Origin of the sequence: Paenibacillus sp. 2KB_22 (assembly GCF_052115745.1) — a bacterium.
Taxonomy (GTDB): Bacteria; Bacillota; Bacilli; order Paenibacillales; family Paenibacillaceae; genus Paenibacillus.
Genome location: NZ_JBFRHG010000001.1, coordinates 2,408,179 through 2,428,179, shown reverse-complemented (window position 1 = coordinate 2,428,179; position 20,001 = coordinate 2,408,179). Strand labels below are relative to the sequence as shown.

At 48.5% G+C, this 20,001-nt stretch carries 14 protein-coding genes; 7 read left to right on the top strand and 7 right to left on the bottom strand.

The features are described 5' to 3' along the window. Positions 1-312 precede the first annotated feature (312 nt). Complete coding sequence (locus AB4111_RS10740) at positions 313-1,632, top strand: glycoside hydrolase family 125 protein (protein ID WP_442031493.1); 1,320 nt, start codon at positions 313-315, stop codon at positions 1,630-1,632. A 304-nt stretch (positions 1,633-1,936) separates the two neighbouring features. On the opposite strand, the gene AB4111_RS10735 is transcribed toward AB4111_RS10740, so the two are convergent. Beyond that, positions 1,937-2,992 (bottom strand): Gfo/Idh/MocA family protein, encoded by a 1,056-nt coding sequence (locus AB4111_RS10735; RefSeq protein ID WP_442031492.1) that lies wholly within the window; start codon positions 2,990-2,992, stop codon positions 1,937-1,939. Between the two features lie 135 nt (positions 2,993-3,127). Then, positions 3,128-4,015: a sugar phosphate isomerase/epimerase family protein gene (locus AB4111_RS10730; protein WP_105600839.1), complete on the bottom strand. Its 888-nt coding sequence runs from the start codon at positions 4,013-4,015 to the stop codon at positions 3,128-3,130. Between the two features lie 129 nt (positions 4,016-4,144). On the opposite strand from AB4111_RS10730, the gene AB4111_RS10725 reads away from it, so the two are divergent. Next, the gene (locus AB4111_RS10725; RefSeq protein WP_442031491.1) at positions 4,145-5,041 is read left to right on the top strand and encodes an AraC family transcriptional regulator; all 897 of its coding nucleotides are present in this window, start codon (positions 4,145-4,147) and stop codon (positions 5,039-5,041) included. Between the two features lie 269 nt (positions 5,042-5,310). On the opposite strand, the gene AB4111_RS10720 is transcribed toward AB4111_RS10725, so the two are convergent. After that, positions 5,311-5,994 (bottom strand): serine/threonine protein kinase, encoded by a 684-nt coding sequence (locus tag AB4111_RS10720; protein WP_339240105.1) that lies wholly within the window; start codon positions 5,992-5,994, stop codon positions 5,311-5,313. A gap of 600 nt (positions 5,995-6,594) precedes the next feature. Here AB4111_RS10720 and AB4111_RS10715 point away from each other — a divergent pair. After that, positions 6,595-7,512 (top strand): PD-(D/E)XK nuclease family protein, encoded by a 918-nt coding sequence (locus AB4111_RS10715; protein ID WP_339240108.1) that lies wholly within the window; start codon positions 6,595-6,597, stop codon positions 7,510-7,512. 170 nt (positions 7,513-7,682) lie between these two features. On the opposite strand, the gene ald is transcribed toward AB4111_RS10715, so the two are convergent. Next, positions 7,683-8,816 (bottom strand): alanine dehydrogenase, encoded by a 1,134-nt coding sequence (gene ald, locus AB4111_RS10710; protein ID WP_442031490.1) that lies wholly within the window; start codon positions 8,814-8,816, stop codon positions 7,683-7,685. 189 nt (positions 8,817-9,005) lie between these two features. On the opposite strand from ald, the gene AB4111_RS10705 reads away from it, so the two are divergent. Further along, positions 9,006-10,676, top strand: a complete 1,671-nt coding sequence (locus tag AB4111_RS10705; RefSeq protein WP_442031489.1) for a PucR family transcriptional regulator — start codon at positions 9,006-9,008, stop codon at positions 10,674-10,676. A 59-nt stretch (positions 10,677-10,735) separates the two neighbouring features. Here the strand turns inward: AB4111_RS10705 and AB4111_RS10700 are convergent, their stop codons facing one another. Then, positions 10,736-11,026 (bottom strand): hypothetical protein, encoded by a 291-nt coding sequence (locus AB4111_RS10700; protein ID WP_442031488.1) that lies wholly within the window; start codon positions 11,024-11,026, stop codon positions 10,736-10,738. A 319-nt stretch (positions 11,027-11,345) separates the two neighbouring features. Here AB4111_RS10700 and AB4111_RS10695 point away from each other — a divergent pair, with 319 nt between their 5' ends. Then, complete coding sequence (locus AB4111_RS10695; RefSeq protein WP_442031487.1) at positions 11,346-13,415, top strand: hypothetical protein; 2,070 nt, start codon at positions 11,346-11,348, stop codon at positions 13,413-13,415. A 48-nt stretch (positions 13,416-13,463) separates the two neighbouring features. On the opposite strand, the gene AB4111_RS10690 is transcribed toward AB4111_RS10695, so the two are convergent. After that, positions 13,464-15,311: a sigma-54 interaction domain-containing protein gene (locus AB4111_RS10690; RefSeq protein ID WP_442031486.1), complete on the bottom strand. Its 1,848-nt coding sequence runs from the start codon at positions 15,309-15,311 to the stop codon at positions 13,464-13,466. A gap of 534 nt (positions 15,312-15,845) precedes the next feature. Beyond that, positions 15,846-16,769: a proline dehydrogenase family protein gene (locus AB4111_RS10685; RefSeq protein WP_253431201.1), complete on the bottom strand. Its 924-nt coding sequence runs from the start codon at positions 16,767-16,769 to the stop codon at positions 15,846-15,848. A 257-nt stretch (positions 16,770-17,026) separates the two neighbouring features. Between AB4111_RS10685 and pruA the strand changes: the two genes are divergently transcribed. Beyond that, positions 17,027-18,574 carry an L-glutamate gamma-semialdehyde dehydrogenase gene (gene pruA, locus AB4111_RS10680; RefSeq protein ID WP_442031485.1) on the top strand — a complete coding sequence of 516 codons (1,548 nt, stop codon included), beginning with the start codon at positions 17,027-17,029 and terminating at the stop codon, positions 18,572-18,574. 86 nt (positions 18,575-18,660) lie between these two features. Beyond that, a complete protein-coding gene (rpoN, locus tag AB4111_RS10675) occupies positions 18,661-19,965 on the top strand; it encodes an RNA polymerase factor sigma-54 (protein WP_442031484.1) in 1,305 nt (434 codons plus the stop codon). The last annotated feature ends 36 nt before the right edge of the window (positions 19,966-20,001 follow it).

Sequence of the window (20,001 nt, the reverse complement as noted above, 5' to 3'; positions counted from 1 at the left end):
ACGATCATCTTCGGACACAGTACACTTACAAATAATAATGTTATTATAATTTATCATAACAAAAATAACAATATATATTGGAGTGATAGATCCAATCTATATATGTTCAACTAAACATTTACACGATAACGGAGAGGGCAGAAATAATCTGAAGAAGCGAAGCGTTCGCCTTTATCACCGGATTTCCCCTTTACAAATGGGAATCAAGAAATCTGGGGATAACAGCGATCGGAAGGTTATTCTGCAATCGGAGTGCTGGTGTAAAAAATATTAGCTGAACTTAAATAAAACAATTCAAAGGAGACGACATCCATGGAACAGTTCAGATTACCGAAAATCCCTATGCCGCATCTGGAGTTGCCACAAGCTGTGCAGGATATTCTGACTGAGGCGGACGAGCGTTTGCAACATCGACCGAGATTGCTGGCTCAGTTTCGTAATTGTTTTCCCAATACGCTGGAAACGACGACGAAGCTGCATGATGATGGGACAACCTTTGTGATTACAGGGGATATTCCCGCCATGTGGTTAAGGGATTCCGTAGAGCAGGTCATGCATTATGTTCCACTTGCGAAGGGTGACGAGAGTTTACAGCGTATCATTGGAGGGCTAATCAAACGGCATACGTTCTATGCTGATAAGGATATCTATGCCAATGCGTTCAATGAAACGGCGAATGGATGGCATTGGGATGCCAATGATGAGACGGAGATGTCACCTTGGGTGTGGGAACGGAAGTTTGAACTGGATTCCCTCTGTTTCACCATGAAGCTGGCTTATACATATTGGCGGGAGACGGAACTTACAGATATATTTGACGAGCGCTTCAAGAGGGTTATGGGGAATATCGTAGACCTGTGGGAAACAGAGCAGCATCATGCAGAGCGTTCATCTTATCGGTTCATGCGTCGCAATTGTCCAGCTCATGATACGCTGCGTAATGAGGGGTTGGGTATGCCTGTGAATTACACGGGTATGATCTGGTCCGGATTCCGTCCGAGCGATGATGCCTGTGATTTTCATTATAATATTCCGGCGAATATGTTCGCTGCGGTAACCTTGCGTCAGATGGGGGAGATCGCGAAGTGGGTATTTCGGGATGAACAACTGGTGAGCCGGATGGCTCGATTGGAAGAAGACATACGACATGGCATTTCCCTGTACGGTACTTACCGTCATCCAGAGTATGGACAGATATTTGCCTATGAGACAGACGGTTACGGCAACTTTTGCCTTATGGATGATGCGGGCACGCCGGGACTGATGTCTATCCCGTATATAGAGTTTGCTTCGGTGGAGGATGCTGTGTATCAGAACACACGCCGATTCATTTTGAGTAGGGAGAATCCGTTCTACTATGAAGGGAAGGTAGCCAAAGGGATCGGTAGCCCACACACACCTCCGGGATACATCTGGCATATGGCGCTGTCCATGCAGGGTCTGACCGCAGACAATGACGAGGAAATGCTGGCCATGATTGAATTGCTGGAGAACACGGATGCGGGTACAGGATATATGCACGAGGGTTTCCACGCCGATGATCCTAACACGTTCACAAGACCGTGGTTTGCCTGGTCCAACAGTCTGTTCTCACAACTGGTGTATAAGGCAATGAAAAAAGGAATTCTATAAAATGATGTAATTCAAAAAGATAATTGCTCACTGCCTGCAAAGTGGCCGTTCCGGTTACGAATCGTTCTTTTGATCGCTGTTATCCCCGGATTTCCTGATCGCCTTTTGTAAAGTCGAAATCCGGGGATAAAGGCGAACACTTCGTTTCTTCAGAATCGATTTCCTCCCCTACACTACTTCTGCTATTTGGCATGACCTTTTTTTGACATCATTTTTAGAATAGGAGAGTAGGTAAAAAACAATGAAGCCCAAACTGCTGAACTTTGCAGTTTGGGCTTTGTTTAATTGATGTACATAGGCTTTTCTATGTGTTTTTCAGCAGATCAGCGATGAACACTTTCTGGCCTGTACGTGCGCTTTCCAAAGATGCGAGGACCATAGCCATGCTGAACTGGTTATCGCTACAATCCGTTTCTGGCAGTCGGCCTGATTCCAGTGCAGCGAACATGTCTTCGAGGCAGCCATGGTGACCTGTTTTGTCCATGACAGGCAGTTCCGCTTCTATCCGCTCACTTGGCTGGAAAAAGGATGGTTTGCCATCAGCATCTAGGCTTTGCGCAGTGACCACCTCAGCATAGATGTCATCATGACCATCCCAGATGGCGGTTCCTTTTTCACCGATAACGCGCCAGCTTGCTTCCCATGATGTGGGTACACCTTCTGCGCACCAGGATCCGCGATAGTTGAATACGGACCCGTCGGACATCTCAAATATACATAACGCCATCGCATTGCCCTGATACCAGGAACCTGGAGGATTGAACTCATGGCAGTACACTGATACCGGGTTGGCCCCGAGAATATATCGTGCCTGATCAAACGTATGTATTGCCATATCGAGCAGCAGTGGGCTATCCATCAGATCCCGGAATCCGCCGAAGTGTGGCCCGAGGAAGAAGTCTGCCCCTGCGTAACCTACCTGCCCTATAGCTCCGCCGGAAATGAGATGCTGGTAGGCACGGATACGCGGATCGAATCGACGATTCTGCATCACGGCTTGAATGTGTCCTGTACTGCGAGAGGTTTGCACAATATCTGTGCAGTCGGAGAAGGACTCTGCGAGGGGTTTCTCACCAAATACATGACAACCTTCCTTGAGCGCTGTCATGGCAATGCCGTAATGACTCGCCGGAATTGTGACATCGAATACGATATTCGCGCCAGTGGCTTGAATGGCCTCACGGATATCAGTGAACGTAGGGCAGGTGAGGCCGTGTCTTGTAGCAAAAGCAATGGCTGTCTGTTCATACAGATCAACCAGCCCGACGATTTCTGTATCCGGCCTTTGCAAGGCATAGTCCGCCCACGTGTTTGCCATGGCACCGCAGCCAGCGATAATTACCCGATAAGGATGACTCATCAGCTCATCTCCTTCGTATGGATTGTGTTTTTAGCTCGCATGGTTTTCGAGAAATGAGAAATAGATTTAACTATGGTTTTTATTCAGTCTTAGGCCAGCAGCAACTTAGGTTAAGTTTCAGTGGAGGTTGATTCTTTATACCGGATTGGGCACAAAATCGCCACCACGGCATTGTTTCAAATATCGTAATGCATGTACCTGTCCTGTCATTTCGAGTTCATCTTTGTACACGGGGTCATGCCAACCTTCGATATCAATCGTGCCCTGATAACCGTTCTGACGCAGAATGGTGATAATGTCTGCCCAGTTGTTATCCCCGAAGCCCGGTGTGCGGTGCCAGACAAATTCCCGTGGACCGTGTACGCCATATTCCTTGACAATATCCCAGGCAATCGTGGCATCTTTGCCATGTACGTGGAAGACTTTGTGAGCCCATTTGCGTAGCTGTGGAATCGGATCGATCAGGCTGGACATTTGATGACAAGGCTCCCACTCCAGACCGACATTTTCATCTGGAACAGCATCGAACATCATCTCCCAGGCCGTCGGGTTATGGGCAATGTTCCAGTCGCCTGTCTGCCAGGTTCCACCCATATCACAGTTTTCAAAAGCAATCCGTACACCCCGATCTGCTGCACGGCGTGCGAGTTCACCAAATACTTCCTTGAACCGGGGGATGGACTCGTTAATGGGTTGATCGGTCAATCGGCCAGTGAACCCGGAGACGATATCTGCACCAAAGAGCTGTGCATGATCGATCACTCGCTCCCAGCTCGCCAATGTATCGGCGTTGTCTCCGGCTCCGGTGAGCGGGTTACCAAATACACTCACCGCGGAGATGACAATACCTTGTTCGTCCACGATTTCACGGACACGTTTGGCTGTTTCCTTCAGGTCCAGATCGCCAGTTGTTTGCCAGAAGGTCAGGTTAAATGATTCGAAGCCGTGTTGCATGATCTGCGGGATAACGCGGACGGCGTCCTGCCCGCCTACAAGGGTACCGATGCGTAATGATTTATTCATGGTTGTATTTCACTCCAATATTGGCTTATAGTACTTCGTGACACACTCATTATAGCCGTGCATTAACGGGATGGCTCTACACAATCTTGTGTAATATTAGTCGGATCTTGTGAAGAGGGGGAAGAAGTCGTGCTGGATCTGAAAGCGCTTCACGAAAACACCCGAATTGATCATAAATCACATCCATTTCAACTGTTCCAAAATCGGTGTTCAGATATGAAAGCGGAAGAATGCATTCTGTATTTGCATTGGCATGAACATTTCGAACTGATTGTTATGCGCAAGGGAAGTGCGCTGTTTCATATTGATAGCAAACCTTATGTGGTTAGCGCAGGTGAGGTCATCATCATTCCTGGAGGCACGTTGCATGTGGGGTATGCCTTGGACGAGGGGGATGTGCATTATGATTCCGTTGTAGTCAACCGTGCACTGTTTCATGATTTCACCCACGATCCCGTGCATGAGCAATATGTCGCGCCGTATCTGGAAGGAAGAGTGAGATTTCCAGTCAAACCGGCAGAGGAAAACATCGCCTGCACAGGATATTATTCTTTGCTAAATGAAGCCGTGGAGGAAATGGCGTTACAGCCCCCGGCTTATCAGCTCGTGGTGAAGTCCAAGCTGCATGCCTTATTCACCCTGCTTGCGCGAACCTTTATGCCGCAGCAGCTGCCGGATAAATCGGTGGGATCGTATTTTCCCAACCGCGAACGTTTCAAACAGTTGATTGCACAGATTGAAGCGGACCCCACAGGCAAGATGTCTGTTACGGAAGCGGCAAGCCATGTGGGACTGAATGCATATCACTTCTGCAAAATGTTCAAAAAGCTGACCGGACGTACCTTTGTTGAATACGTGAACGGGTGCAGGATGAGTGAGGCAGAACAACTCCTGCAAGGCAGCAGTCTGACCATTACGGAGATCGCCGCCAGAGTAGGCTGCGACAACGCCAACTATTTTACGAAGTTATATAAACAGTACAAGGGCGTGACCCCTTCACAGGGGCGGGGGAGAAAAGAAGGTTAAGTGCAATCAGTATGCAATCATTATGGCAGTCTCGGATAAAAAGTCACAACGATGTTTGTAATCATATACAACTCGTAGTCATAATTATGAGCAAAAGCAGAGCGTACGGCAGTAATTACTGTACTACACTGTACTAATCACCATACTTCATACTTGGTCGTACATCCATAAAGAATAACCCGGATCAAGGCCAACTCAAGGCGTTCATCCGGGTTGTTTGGATTGCAGAATCAGAATAACAAGAGAATCCTATAATGTGTACAATGTACTCATTTCATAAATCTGGAGAACAATCTATTCGCCTTTTTGGAGAGATCGTCCATTTTGACATTGGCATGATCGAGCTGATTGTATCCCCATTTGATCGTCTGCAGCATGCGCGGAGATATGGGCGTTCCTTTGATTCGCGGATAGATGTTGTGATAGGCCCAGACGAGATGCTCCCAGCGATTGTCATTGCCGTCCTGAATGTATTCGGATACGTCAATCACTTTCCCACGCCCGTCCTGAAGAATTACATTTTTCAAATGAATGTCACGGGGGTTCAGCCCGCGGCTGCGAACGGCTTCTCGCGCTGCGTCCACATCGAGCATCACCTGCTCGGGGACGGGGATTCCTTTTTCCAAACATTCCAGCAGGGTATCTCCGGGTTCAAAACTGATCACGAGAACATTTCGGCCGCTGCCGTAATAGGTAGGGAAGTATGGCAGACCTTTGAGCTGTTCGTATACCTGTTTTTCATTTTCGAGTTTGTCCAAGGCATGATCCGAGTACATCTTGAAGGCATACTGCGGTAAGCCGTCATACGTAAATACAGCCGCATCCGTACCTGTGCCAATGCAATTCAATCCTTCTACATCGCCGATGATGTTGACGAGCTCATTCCGGTCGCTTCCGATGACTTGGATCTGTTGTAATGCTTCTTCCGCCTGGAACCAATCCGGTCGATTCATGGGTGGTGCCTCCTTTTTGGATATGCCTGTACAGAATTTACGCATAAGTTATAATTTTGAATGGTCCACTGGGCCACTACGCGCGTTGCAATATAAAGATCAGTGTGAATTATTCTAACGAACCGTACAAGTCTTATTTTGCTGAAATCGGCAGTTCTGAGAATGTAACGAATCAGAGGCACGCTATTGGCTCGTTTGCACGCTGTAAACACGTGATCCAGCCGAAATGAGACTATATAACGTGTCTGGAGTTCGTTAGATTAGGATCGTGCTGTAAATCCACGTAATAAGGTAAGGCTCCCTTCAACCTACCTTCAACTCTACCGGTAAACCTACCCGACAGTTCCCTACAGAAAGTTTTAATCCCGCTCTTCAGTTTCAAAGTTCTCTTTTCACTGCCCTCTATGAAGTATATTATGCGTTCTGCTCCGCAATTTCATCTTTTGGTGATGTTACTATATAAACGATACGGATCGAATCGGAAACGGTTGCGTCTGAAGAAAATAACGGAAGCGAGCTTGCGGCAATGTTGCCCTGGCTTTATACTGTGAGCATTAAGGGATCTCATGCAGATCCGGCATACAGAAAGGCAGAAATCTTATGGCACAATACCCGCAATGGTCTTATTCGCAGTCGCGGGCGAGTATGTTCGATGAGTGCCTGCGCAAATATTATTATCATTATTACGGTGCCCATAACGGCTGGAAGACAGACTCTGCTGATGAGATGCAGGTTCGTCTGTACCGTCTGAAACAACTTAGCAATCTGTACCTTGTCTTCGGAGACCTCGCGCATCGGATGTGTGAGTCGGCGGTACGCAGCAGGGAAGAGGGCAAGGATAAACCGCGTGAACATTTTCTGGAACAGACGATACGCAAGTTGTTGAATCAGGCGTATGTGGAATCAATGGACGCGGATCAGTGGCGGCTGAATCCCAAGAATCGCACGATGTTGTCCGAGATCTATTACGGGGATGATACGTTAAATGACCGGATCGCGACGATCAAGGAGCGGGCTTCGGCCTGTGTCAGTAACCTGTACCAGACGCTTACGTGGGAGGACTTGTCCCGGGCAAGTACGGACATTCTGGAGATCGAGAAATGGGATACCATGATGCTGCACGATACACGCGTGTATGTGAAGATGGACTTATTGTATCGGCGCAGTAACGGCAATATTGTCATTGTGGATTGGAAGACGGGCAAGGAAGATGACTTCTCGGATCAGCTCATGCTGTACGCATCGTATGTAAGAGAGCACTACCGTGTTCCTTTGGAGCAGATTGAGCTGCGAGTGGAGTACCTGTTAACGGGAAAACACCGGGAGTTTACAGCCACAGAAGAGGATATCCGGAAGGTGGAGGAGAACGTGGGTCGTTACATCGAGGAGATGCGATCTTGTGTGGAGGATGAATACTATAACCGTCCAAAGGACGTCAGCTATTTCACAGCGATGCCTTCGCACCGCTCCTGCCGGGATTGCAACTTCCGCGAAGTATGCAGCGAACGGGCGGTCTAGAGCGCCAAAACCGGAGGAACATAAGACAAGGCCTTATCCGAATTGATCTATTTCATATGTGCAAAAAAATCAAGAAGCGCAAGCCGGGTACAACATCTGCCCGACTCGCGCTTCTATTGCGTTCCACAGGCCTGGCGACATGGAGCCGGGGTGGAACGATCATATCAAGATTACTGGACAGCGGCGGCATTCTCCAGCGCCTGACCCGCAGGAACATAGGCATGCCCGAGATCCCGGGCAACCGCCTCATAGGTGATGTGTCCATTCAGCGCATTGACCGCGCTGCGAATGGACGAACTGCCGCGAATCGCGGCGGCTGCACCGTGGTTAGCCAGCTGCAGCGCATAAGGCATGGTGGCGTTGGTCAGCGCCACCGTAGACGTACGCGGTACAGCGCCCGGCATGTTCGCCACCGCGTAGTGCACGACGCCATGTTTCACATAGGTCGGTTCATCGTGGGTGGTGATATGATCAATGGTCTCAACGATCCCACCCTGATCAATCGCCACATCCACAATGACCGATCCCGGTGCCATCGTCTTCACGACCTGCTCACTGACTAGCGTTGGCGCCTTGGCGCCCGGAATCAGCACCGCACAGATCAACAGATCCGCTGCCGCAACAGCTGCTGCAATGTTGGACGGGCTGGATACCAGCGTGTGAATCTGATTGCCGAAAATATCATCCAACTGGCGCAGACGATTCAGATTCAGATCAAGGATGATTACATCCGCTCCGAGGCCAATGGCAATTTTGGCTGCATTAGTTCCCACTGTACCGCCGCCAATAATGACCACTTTCCCCCGACTGACACCGGGTACACCGGACAATAGAATGCCCTTGCCACCTTCGGTCTTCTCCAATAGCTGTGCTCCGATCTGGGAAGCCATGCGGCCTGCAACTTCACTCATAGGGGTTAGCAAGGGGAGAGTATTGTTGACCTCCAGCGTCTCATATGCAATGGCCGTTACCCGACTTGCAGTAAGCGCTTTTGCAAGCTCAGGTTCCGCTGCGAGGTGCAGGTAGGTAAACAGAATCAGCCCCGGACGAAAATATCCATATTCACTGGCAAGCGGTTCTTTCACTTTGATGATCATATCGGCCTCGTTCCACACTGACTTGGCATCACTCCGAATCTCGGCGCCCGCAGCTTGATATTCATGATCCGTGAATCCGCTGCCGATTCCCGCGCCTTGTTCAATCATCACCTGGTGACCGGCTCTGATGAAATCAGCAGCCCCGGCCGGAGTCATTGCTACACGATTCTCATTGTTTTTGATTTCTTTGGGAATTCCGATTCTCATCACCATGCACCTCGTCCATTTATTGGTTGTTAGCTTATACTACAAGTTTATGACTTGAATATTCGTTTTGCACCATACTTGATGTCTAATTTTTAGAAATAGTACTCAACATATTGTCGAAAAAGACTGTTCAGGACATTTGTCCATGGATTATAATGTAAGAAAAAATAACACAAAGAGGGATCGCCATTGCAAAATGACCGCGTGTTTACGATTAAAGATATCCTTGCACGTCCGGTATTTGGCCGAGCACGACTAGCGGCGGGGAAGGATGGAGTGAACCGTCAGGTTGGCTGGGTTCATGTGCTTGAGATTACGAATGTATCTCCATTTGTAAGCCCCCATGATCTTATTTTATCCACTGGGCTGTGGCTTCAATCGGAAGAAGGGCGTGAAGAGTATCTGCTCCAGCTCATTGGCAGTGAGGCAGCGGGGTTATGTGTGGAGTTTGGTACCAGCATATACGGAATCCCGGAAGAACTGATTGAACTGGCGGACAGACACCAGTTTCCGCTGATCGTATTTGAGCAACCGGTCCGTTTTGTCGAGATAACACAGGATATTCACTCTCTGCTCATTAATCATCAACACCAGCTGCTGAAAAGTCTGGAAGCTTACTCCCGTCAGCTTCAGCAACGAACATTACAGAGTACAGATATGTCTGCTGTGCTGAATCTGCTGCATGAGTATGCTGCCAAACCGGTGGTGTACATTTCGTCTATGGAGCCGGGCAGTTTTGTGCCTGAACTGGCTCCGGAGATGGAACAGGCTATCTATACCTGGTATGAGCAAGAGGTAGAACACCTGGATTTGAATGATTCCGATACCGAATTATGGTTCCATATGGATGAAGAGAAAGTTCTGCTCTGCCATCCGGTCGTCTGTTTCGGCCAGGTATTTTCTGCTGTGGGCATGATTGTGCATCCCGCGGCTCCAGTGGAATATCTCAAGCTGCTACTCGACTACACCGCGAAGGCAGCGGCAGCACTCACACTTCGTTCCCAGTTTCTTGAAGAGAAGATGGTCCGCAATCAGAATGAACTGATCCAGGATCTGATGAATGGCAACCTCCATCAGGAGGACCAAGCTCAGACTCGAATGGGGCTTCGATTGCTGGTGAAGGGACAGTACTGGTTTGCAGGAGGGGTCATCGAGATTGAGCATCGATTGAAAGGTACAGGCCGGGAGCGAATGGAAGCGAATCATCAGGATGTTCTTGTCCTGCTTCGTTCCCTGCTCAAGAAGAACAATCTGCCTAGCCTGATCATGCTGAAGAACAACCAGGTATATCTATGCTGTGCAAAGGAAGCTATATCGGCTGCTGCACGTCATCAACTGCTACGATTGCTGGAAGGGATCGCCCTGGATGTGAAACGGTTTGCCAGTCGTAACTTGAAGCAGGTTATGATTCATGTAGGATTTGGCAAGCTACGCAGCCGTTTGACCAGCCTGCCGGAGAGCCTTCAGGAGGCCTATCAGGTGATTGAAGTTTCGAGGTCGGTAGATCGGATGGAACATGTGCACTTTTACGAACGTATGGGTATATATCAAATGTTAAAGGCATTGCCCCAATCCTTTCTGCAACCCTTTGTCCAGGATCACCTGGGTATGTTGATTGAACATGACCAAACGCATCACCTGCGATTGGTAGAGACGTTGGATGCTTACCTGCAGAACTTTGGTTCCAAGCGGGACGCAGCCGCCCAGTTATTTATTCATCGGCAAACGTTGTACAACAGACTGGAGAAGCTGGAAGAGCTGATGGGGCCAGGTTACATGGATCAAGGGAGAAGAATCTGTCTGGAGATGGCGCTACTGGCGCACACGATGATCGAGAATGGTCAGTGGCAATCCTCTTGATGAGGTGAAAGGTATGCAAGACAGACTGTGCATCGATCTTACATTACCTGATGCACAGTCTAGCAGTTTCTACTAATCCGCCGGGTATGTTGTAATGAAACAGGCAGGCGTTGCAGGGTGGAAGTGGAGCGTCGGCCCCGATAAAGCTTTGTATGACCAGAGGATGGTGCCAGTGATAATGAAGAGGGAGCAGCCAGTCGATACGGGGATGATGATCGGTCGGGGCGTCCTTCCGGTTCTGCTTCATTGGCTGCCATTGAAATGCCGCTTTGGTGCAGCCACTCATGAAGTCGTTTGGGATTGATTCCGAGTTGTCCGCTCAGATTACAGATATCGAGGTTTATTCTCACACAAATCCGCCTTTCCTGGAATATCGGGCTGGTAGTAGGGTTTGAAAGGGAAGCATGAATTCGAGATCAGTAAATGCTCATGTACATGGTAATTGTAGCTTGATCGGCGGAATGATCCATTATGATAAGAAGAGCGCGGAGGGGTGTCCATGTATACCGTGTTATACGTTTCCATGTCCGCTGTTTTGAAAATTCCCTATAAATTGGCTTTTAACAAGATTCTATCACTTCACATGCAGCTGCGCGTCTCAATATAGTCTCAATTTTGGTGAGAAAATAAATACATTAAAAGTACCAGTATCTAGTACGGAGGACATATATGGGAAACAGTAGTGAGGCTCAATACGACAAATATGTTGAGGATGGCAAACGTTTTGTTGGTCGAACCAAGGAACTGACGGCACTGGAACGGTGGTTTAATCATCCGGAAGCCCCATTGACTATATTCTCAATTACCGGCATGGGAGGCATCGGTAAATCTTCCTTGCTATCAGAGATGTTATCTGTCTCACGGGATCGAGGTGTGACGGCAATCTGGATGGATGGCCGATCATGTGGGGGGACACCTTCCGTTTTTATGGATTATTTGTCCTCTACATTAGGAATGGAAACACTGGATAGTGAAGGGTACCCGCGGCCATTGAGTCTGCTGAAAGACACATCAATCGATAAGAGAATGGTCCTGGCAGTGGATAATTATGAAGAGCTGGCTCTGTTAGAAAGCTGGTTTATGGAAGTCTTTGTATCCAAACTTCCGTTAAGAGGGATACTTGTCATTCTTGCATCACGCCCGGAATTGGCATCCACCTGGCGGACACATCCCCGATTGCATCAGAGGTTTATACAGATGCGGCTTCAACATTTCACAGGTGATGAGATTACAGAATATATCACGGTGGCAGGGTTCCTGAATCAGGGCATGGCAGGTACCATTACGAGAATGACCGATGGGCATCCGCTAGGTCTGGCCCTTGCTGTAGAAGCTGCGGATCAGAGGAGGAATCTTCCGCAGTCCGAATGGGCTGAACTGTCACATATGATCAGTGCTCGATTATTATTGGAACTTACTACACCTCGTCTGCATCCCATGGTGGAGGTGCTGACACTGCTTGAGACAGCCAATCAGGAGTTGTTATCATCCGTACTGGATATGACCGTGACACAAGAAGAGTACCACATGCTGAGACAGATGTCGTTTATCCGTTCCGGCCCGGATGGTCTTGCCCTGCATGATATGGCCAGGGTGCATCTACTACGAGACTTTCGCCAACGTGAGCCTCATCGGTTGCAGACCCTGCGCATCAAGATTGTGAAGTTACTAAAACCGCTGCATGAACAGGCGGGGCCACATGAGCGTCGTCAGATCGCCCGTAAGATGTTGTTGCTCTGTCAGGAATCCATGCTTCAATATCGCAAGTACGCGGATGTGTCCCGTGATTCCTTGTTCTCACCTCTCGAAACGATGAGAAGCGAGGATCTGCCTGCTCTGCACAGCCTGTTACAGCAATGGTGCGAGTACAGTGTAGAACCATGGCAGGCCGTATCCTATGGCCCCTTCCTGGAGGAACTGGCACACCGTTATCCCGAAGGAATCGTATTAATGCGTGACAAGCTTGGGGAGACAATCGCCATGTTCATTACAGTTCTTGTGCATAAGGATAGTAGTGAGTTGCTATTAAAATATTTTCCGAATGAAATGTATGAATGTTTCACACCACAGGAGCTGGGAAATGACCCGGATCAGAGTGATACGCACTTTGCTTTGCTAGCTGCGGCAAGAGATGATGTGCCTGGTTATACACGAGAAGAACTCGTTGGATACATGGCGCTGGACCGACTGTCTCTGCTGGGTGATGGTGCGCGAGCGATGCTCGTTGCAACGAATCCCCATCTGAAACTGTTTTTGCAAAGTATAGGATTCCAGATGCGCCGCACCCGCACCCGTGTCTGTGACAGATTCGAGGATCAGGCGCACGTGCTTGATTTGGATTTGCGTAGTGGGCGATTCGGAGAGTGGGTCATGTCTCTGCTTGATCCAGAATCAACAGAGAATCGTATACAGCCGGAAACAACGGAAGCGGGTGATGTCGTCTGGACTGAACAAGATGTTCGCAAGATGCTGGGATACCTTCGTTCTCCGGGAGAATTGCATGAATATGCTGACAGGGTTACAGGAGTAAGGGATGGCATCCAATTACAGCTGTATGTCATGGATTTGTTGGAAGGCAGAGTGCATGGCCTATCCCCGCAGGATCAGATGCTGTTGTACGCGGCCTACTGGACGCATGCTGGCAATCCAACTGCCGCAGCCCAGACGTGTTCCATGAGTCGGGCGACCTTCTATCGCCATCTCAGAACAGCGCTGACTCGTTTGGCGCGGATTTTGTAGGGAGCTGTTCGTTCATCCATACCGTTAATTACGACAAGAAGAGGCTGGTCATAGACCAAGCCTCTTCATGCGATTATAGAGCGTTGCTCTGGAGATGCCTAGTTGTTTGGCGAGTGTTCGTTTGTTGCCTCCTGCTTCTTTCAGATATTGAACCAGAAGTTGCGCCTCATAGGTGTCCAATTTTTGCTGGAAGGTAACATGGGAGACTGGATCGGAAGGATCTGAATGCTCTAATTCGTCCGCATCTACAACAGTTCGAGGTTCTTGTTCGTCTCCTGACTTCTTCGGATGTTGCTGATATTCGGTTTTGGCTTGTGGAAGAATTCCTGATGTCGTTTGAACTTCGGACTGCTCATTCACGATGAGGGAGGTGAGGGTGTCAGGCAGGTATTCCGGCTTCACCTCACCATCTGTCGTCAGGATGGTCAAGCGTTCTATCACATTTCGTAATTCACGGACATTGCCTGGCCAATCATACTGGAACAGCAATTTGAACACTTCAGGTGGAACCAACTCAATATGACGGTTATAGAGCAGAGAGAATTCTTGAAGGAACGTTTGGGTTAATTCATATATATCCTCCTTGCGTATGCGCAGTGGAGGGATGACAAGATTAATGACATTCAGCCGATAGTAGAGATCTTCCCGGAATTGATTGCGTGCAATCATATTCAGCAGATTCTGATTGGTCGCAGCGATAATCCGGCAGTCCGCCTGTTTCATGCGTGTTCCGCCCACAGGGAAATAGCTCTTCTCCTGCAACACCCGAAGCAGCTTCACTTGCAATTCCAATGGCATCTCACCGATCTCATCCAAAAAAAGCGTCCCGCCTTCGGCAAGCTCAATCTTGCCCTTTTTGCCTTTGGGATCCGCGCCGGAGAACGCGCCTTTCTCGTAGCCGAATAGTTCACTTTCGAACAATGAAGCAGGGATTGCCCCGCAGTTAATCGCGATAAATGGTGCAGTCTGCAATTCACGCAGATCATGAATGGCTTTGGCGAATAACTCCTTGCCTGTACCGCTCTCTCCGAGGATCAGTACGGTTGCTGAGGTGGTACTGATCTTGCGAATGGTCTCCAGGCACTGCTGGATGACCGGGCTGCTGCCCTTGATTCTGGCGAATGGATCTAATTCGGGCCGTAGCCGAGCAACGGCTTTCTCCAGATGCTGGACTTTGGAAGTCATATGTAAGAGTTCCTGGTGTAATCTAATTTCAGTTGTTATATCCACTTCAGCAGCAACTGCGCCCACAATATGTCCATCCAGTTGGACAGGACGAGCATTAATCAGAGCGAACAGGTCGGGCCGTGGCTGATGCTGTTTGCGATAGACCGTTTCGCCGGTATACAGCGTCTTGAGAGACTGTAGCCGATCTGGAGGAAAAAAGTTCGCTGCAGGTTGTCCGATGATGTCTTTTTTGCTGATCGAAAAAACATGCTCCGCCCCAGTTGTCCAGTAGGCTACCTTGGCCTCTTCATTAATTAATGTCAGAGCTGAGCCTGCTGTCTCCAGTGTGGTCTCAAAATAAGCTTCTATCAGGCGATGCGCATGCATCATGGCATGCAGGACATCGGATACCGCGATATAACCCTCGTATTCGCCCTGATCATTCTTTATTAATAGAAGAGGGCTCGTAGCAAATAAGGGGATCACTTCCGCAAGTTCAATCGAAGCAGAGACGACAGGCACGGGAAGACGGCCGTATGGTACTGTTCTGTTGGGTTGGCTGTACAACCAGGTGTATTCAGTATTGCGGCGTATAAAGACAGGTCTGTCAGTACCTATATGGAGTTCTGACGGTATAGACTGAAGTGTGTTTTCGTCATACAGGAATTCATCCAGAATACTCATATCTGTTCGTAATAAAGCATTCAGCTCAGGAAGTAAATGTCTCATCGGGATCACCTCGGTTGCAGCATATACTTATAACAAAATGTAAATGTGAAATTATGTATATTATAACGTTCTGATGAATCTGTGTATATATTTTTTGACATCAGGTGTGCAGGTTAGTATGTTGGACTCGATAAATAAAAATTCACTTTTAATTGTATGCGATTACATTGGGTTGAAACGAAGATAAGTGTTGATTTTAGCTAGAATCCAAAGCCTCTGAGTGAATTTTATGTTATAAAACATAACGTATATATTTATGCGAAATAGAGCAGATAAACCGGAGAGAAGAGGGGAGTGGTGTAATTTAACTGTATGAAAAGATACTGGTGTGTCTATTATATTAGACATTTCAATTTGGGGTTTCTTATTTTTTAGACATATAAATGAATTGATAACGTGTTAAAGATTAAGAATTCAGTTTTATCGCTCAAATAACCATGCTTTCCAAAATAACAGGACAGCATGGTTATAGGGAAAACCTTTCTGGGTGGGGGAAGTACTTTCAAACAAAATATGATGAGTTCAATCGAAGTTTTATCTAAACATATTTTTAACGACCATCCAGAGATTAGCCGGTTTTTCGGCCAAACGGCGGGTATAGTACGGATACCACATGGTGCCGTAAGGTACGTAACAGCGAATGCGATAGCCTTCTTTGGCGAGACGTTCCTGTTCGCTCATGCGCAAACCATATAACATCTGAAATTCAAAGGCATCCGGCGAGATTCCGCGATCCTTGGCGTATTGTTTCGTCCAGTTAATGATGTGATCATCATGGGAGGCCACCGCAGTGTATACACCCTGATCGAGGTGATTACGAATCATTGTTTTGAATTGATGAATGACTTCAGAAGTATTCTGATAGGCGACTGATCCGGGTTCTTTGTATGCACCTTTAACCAGACGAAGCCGGATGCCTTCCCGAATCATATCACGCGTATCTTCTTCGGTGCGATGCAGGTAGGCTTGCAATACTGTGCCCGTATTGTGCAGTCCTTCCGAGTGCAGTCTTCGAACAATATCCAGCGTTGCTTGAGTAAATGGACTATCCTCCATATCAATCCGGACAAAAAGATCATGCAATTTGGCTTGTGCGGCAACGGTACGGATATTTCGATAGCCCTCTTCGGGGTCCAGTGCGAGGCCCATCTGGGTTGGTTTCAGCGAGACGTTGGAGTCTGCCCCTTCACGTGCAATGCCTTCTACCAGTCGTACATACTCATCCCTGTATAATGCCGCTTCGCTGAGGCGGGTGATACCTTCGCCCAGATGATCGAGGGTAGCCATAATGCCTTTATTATTGAGTATGCGAATCTCTTCGAGAGCTTCTTCCAAGGTGTTTCCTGCAATAAATTTCCCCGCGAGCTTCTTACCATATTTGATGGACAGGTTCTCTACAGCTTTGTTGCCTGCCACGGTCAATAAGGTTTTGCGATATATTTCCGTTCCTACGCTCATTTTCGTTTCCTCCTTCAGCATTGTGCATCATTCGATTCAAGCTCGGTTGAATCATGCTTTTTTATCCCTTATAGAAGCAAGAAGCGTGCCAGATTTGGCGAGGCTCTACTATTTTTCATGAAAATTTAATAAGAAAAATATTTCAGGTCCAACCGGAGTTGGCACGGTTTTTGCTACATATATTTGGTGATGAGTAACATGCAAAATAATTCAGGCGAGCAGCCAGCGAACCCCACATCCTGAAGGAGGAATCATTGATGAATATCCCTTTTGTTAACGAACCATTCACACCCTTTGCGGTCCAGGCGAACCAGGAAGCATTTGAAGACGCACTTCGTCAGGTAGAAGCTGAACTTGGGCAGGAATACCCGATTATTATTGGTGGGCAAAAAATAACAAGCAGCCGCACGTTAACGTCCGTGAACCCCGCGGCCAAGAATCAAGTCGTCGGAACGATCCATCAGGCAGATCAGGAATTGGCCGAAAAGGCCATTCAGACAGCGGCGGAGACATTCCACACTTGGAAACATACCGATCCGAATGAACGGGCTCGATATCTATACAAAGCAGCTGCCATTATGCGCCGTCGCAAGCATGAATTCTCCGCATGGATGGTCTATGAAGCCGGCAAGACCTGGCCTGAAGCCGATGCGGATACAGCGGAAGCCATTGATTTTATGGAATTCTATGCACGGGATATGCAGCGACTGAGTGAACCCCAGCCCCTCGTGCGGATTGCAGGGGAAGATAATGAACTGAGTTATATACCGCTGGGCGTTGGCATTGTTATTCCACCTTGGAATTTCCCACTGGCGATTATGGCAGGCATGACCTCTGCTGCACTGGTCTCCGGCAACACGGTGGTATTAAAGCCTGCCAGCACAACTCCGGTGATTGCAGCGAAGTTTATGGAACTGCTCGCAGAAGTTGGCCTGCCGGATGGCGTCGTGAACTTTTTACCAGGACCAGGCAGTGAAGTGGGCGATTATCTCGTGGATCATGCGCTCACCCGGTTTATCAGTTTCACCGGTTCCAGAGATGTAGGACTGCGAATTAATGAACGTGCAGCACGCACAGCTCCAGGTCAGAAATGGATCAAACGGGTCATTGCAGAGATGGGTGGCAAGGATTCCATCGTGGTAGACAGTGACAGTGATCTGGAACTCGCGGCAGAGTCCATTACCGCTTCAGCATTTGGTTTCTCAGGACAGAAATGTTCGGCGTGTTCCCGTGCCATTATTCATAAGGATGTATATGATGAAGTATTGCAAAAAGTGATTGAACGGACACAGAAACTGACGATGGGCAGTCCACTTGAAGTTGGCAGTCAGGTCGGGCCGGTTATCGATGACAAGGCATATGCGAAGATCACGGAATATATTGAAATCGGCAAGGGTGAGGGGCGTCTTGTGCACGGTGGCGGTACAGGGAATGTTGAAGGTTATTTCATTGAACCAACCATAATTGCCGATGTGGACCCCAAAGCCCGGATTGCTCAGGATGAAATTTTTGGACCCGTGCTGGCATTCATCAAAGCCGAATCTTTCCAGGACGCATTGGACATCGCCAATAATACCGACTATGGACTGACCGGCGCGGTGATCTCGCGTAATCGTGAACATCTGCAACAGGCAAGACGCGAGTACTTCGCGGGTAATCTGTATTTCAACCGGAAATGTACTGGAGCACTGGTGGGCACGCATCCATTTGGCGGATTTAACATGTCAGGCACGGATTCCAAGGCAGGTGGAAGAGACTATCTGCTGCTGTTTACACAGGCGAAGCTGGTATCGGAGAAATACTAGACAGAAACTCATGATCGGACGAAATTCCTCTTACAATCGTTTGAATAGTATGCTATTATCCCTGCAACGCATAAGGAGGGAAACGGATGTTAGGTGTTCAGTTGGTGCAGGAACAACGTATTCGGCTGTCCATCACCCCGGAGATGAAACAATCCTTTCATTTGCTAACCATGTCCGGACAGGATCTGACTCGTTACTTGCTGGATGCGGCGGAGGAAAATCCAGTTCTTGAACTGGAAGAACAAGTTGCACCCCTCGCCCGGATTCCGCGGCGAATGGATCAGCGCAGGTATGATTCCTACGATCCGCTGCTTCAGGTCAAAGGTGCAGAACCTACACTGGAACAGTTGCTGATTGCCCAAATTCGAGTGATGACACTTCCAGTCGAAATGGAAAATATGGCAGTATATTTGGCAGGGTGCGTCAATGATGATGGTTATCTGACCGTTGAACTGGCAGAGGTGCAAGCAGCAATTGAGCAACCGATGAGCAAGATTGCAGCGGGACTGGAGCTTCTCCAATCGCTGGACCCTGCTGGTGTAGGAGCGCGGAATTTGCAGGAATGTCTGTTGCTCCAGATTAGACGTGATTCATCGGCTGCGCTGTATGCGGAGCGGATGGTGGAAGCGGGATTGGAAGCACTGGTTCCTTTTCACCCAGGTAAAACAGGGAGTCGATTAGGCATGACTTCACGGGAAGCTCAGGTTGCCTATGACTATATTACACGTCTCGACCCCAAGCCCTGTCGATCCATCGGATGTACGGAACGACCACATTACATTATTCCAGATGCCATCGTAGGGTTGCGTAACGGCGAGGCCCATTTTAGCCTACATGTAGCAGGTAACCCTCGTGTATCGATGAATGAAGCGTGCATCCGCTGGATCAGGGAAGCGGCGCCTGACGACATCTGGGCAACCCGCGCGGCAGAAGCGAGGGCGATCATTCGGAGTGTACACCTGCGGCGCAGGACTTTAGTGCGTGTGCTGGCGGCCGTGATGGAAGAGCAAAAGCACTTTTTGGTCAAAGGCCCATCCGCGCTAAAACCACTTAATCTGGCTGTTATTGCAGAGAAGATTGGCATGCATGAATCAACGGTAAGTCGTGCCGTTAGTGGTAAGTACATTCACACTCCTTATGGTGTATATGAACTCAGAGCTTTTTTTGCCTCGGGAATCCGTACAACGTCAGGGGATAAAACGTCAGCATCAGCGGTGAAACGAAGATTAAAAGAAATCATTCGCACGGAACAGACACAGCGGCCGTACTCGGATAGTCGCTTGACCACACTGCTTGCCGAGGAGGGAATTGTGATCTCCCGCAGAACGGTTGCCAAGTACAGGGAGGAACTTCAGATCCTACCTTCCCTAGAGCGTAAACGCTGGGCTTAATTGATTGAACAGCTGCTTTCTTACCATCTCTGAATA

Excerpts from the sequence above, each read along its gene's own strand:
- AB4111_RS10740 (WP_442031493.1), top strand. The coding sequence starts at position 313 with ATGGAACAGTTCAGATTACCGAAAATCCCTATGCCGCATCTGGAGTTG.
- AB4111_RS10735 (WP_442031492.1), bottom strand. The coding sequence starts at position 2,992 with ATGAGTCATCCTTATCGGGTAATTATCGCTGGCTGCGGTGCCATGGCA.
- AB4111_RS10730 (WP_105600839.1), bottom strand. The coding sequence starts at position 4,015 with ATGAATAAATCATTACGCATCGGTACCCTTGTAGGCGGGCAGGACGCC.
- AB4111_RS10720 (WP_339240105.1), bottom strand. The coding sequence starts at position 5,994 with ATGAATCGACCGGATTGGTTCCAGGCGGAAGAAGCATTACAACAGATC.
- AB4111_RS10715 (WP_339240108.1), top strand. The coding sequence starts at position 6,595 with ATGGCACAATACCCGCAATGGTCTTATTCGCAGTCGCGGGCGAGTATG.
- ald (WP_442031490.1), bottom strand. The coding sequence starts at position 8,816 with ATGAGAATCGGAATTCCCAAAGAAATCAAAAACAATGAGAATCGTGTA.
- AB4111_RS10695 (WP_442031487.1), top strand. The coding sequence starts at position 11,346 with ATGGGAAACAGTAGTGAGGCTCAATACGACAAATATGTTGAGGATGGC.
- AB4111_RS10690 (WP_442031486.1), bottom strand. The coding sequence starts at position 15,311 with ATGAGACATTTACTTCCTGAGCTGAATGCTTTATTACGAACAGATATG.
- AB4111_RS10685 (WP_253431201.1), bottom strand. The coding sequence starts at position 16,769 with ATGAGCGTAGGAACGGAAATATATCGCAAAACCTTATTGACCGTGGCA.
- pruA (WP_442031485.1), top strand. The coding sequence starts at position 17,027 with ATGAATATCCCTTTTGTTAACGAACCATTCACACCCTTTGCGGTCCAG.
- rpoN (WP_442031484.1), top strand. The coding sequence starts at position 18,661 with ATGTTAGGTGTTCAGTTGGTGCAGGAACAACGTATTCGGCTGTCCATC.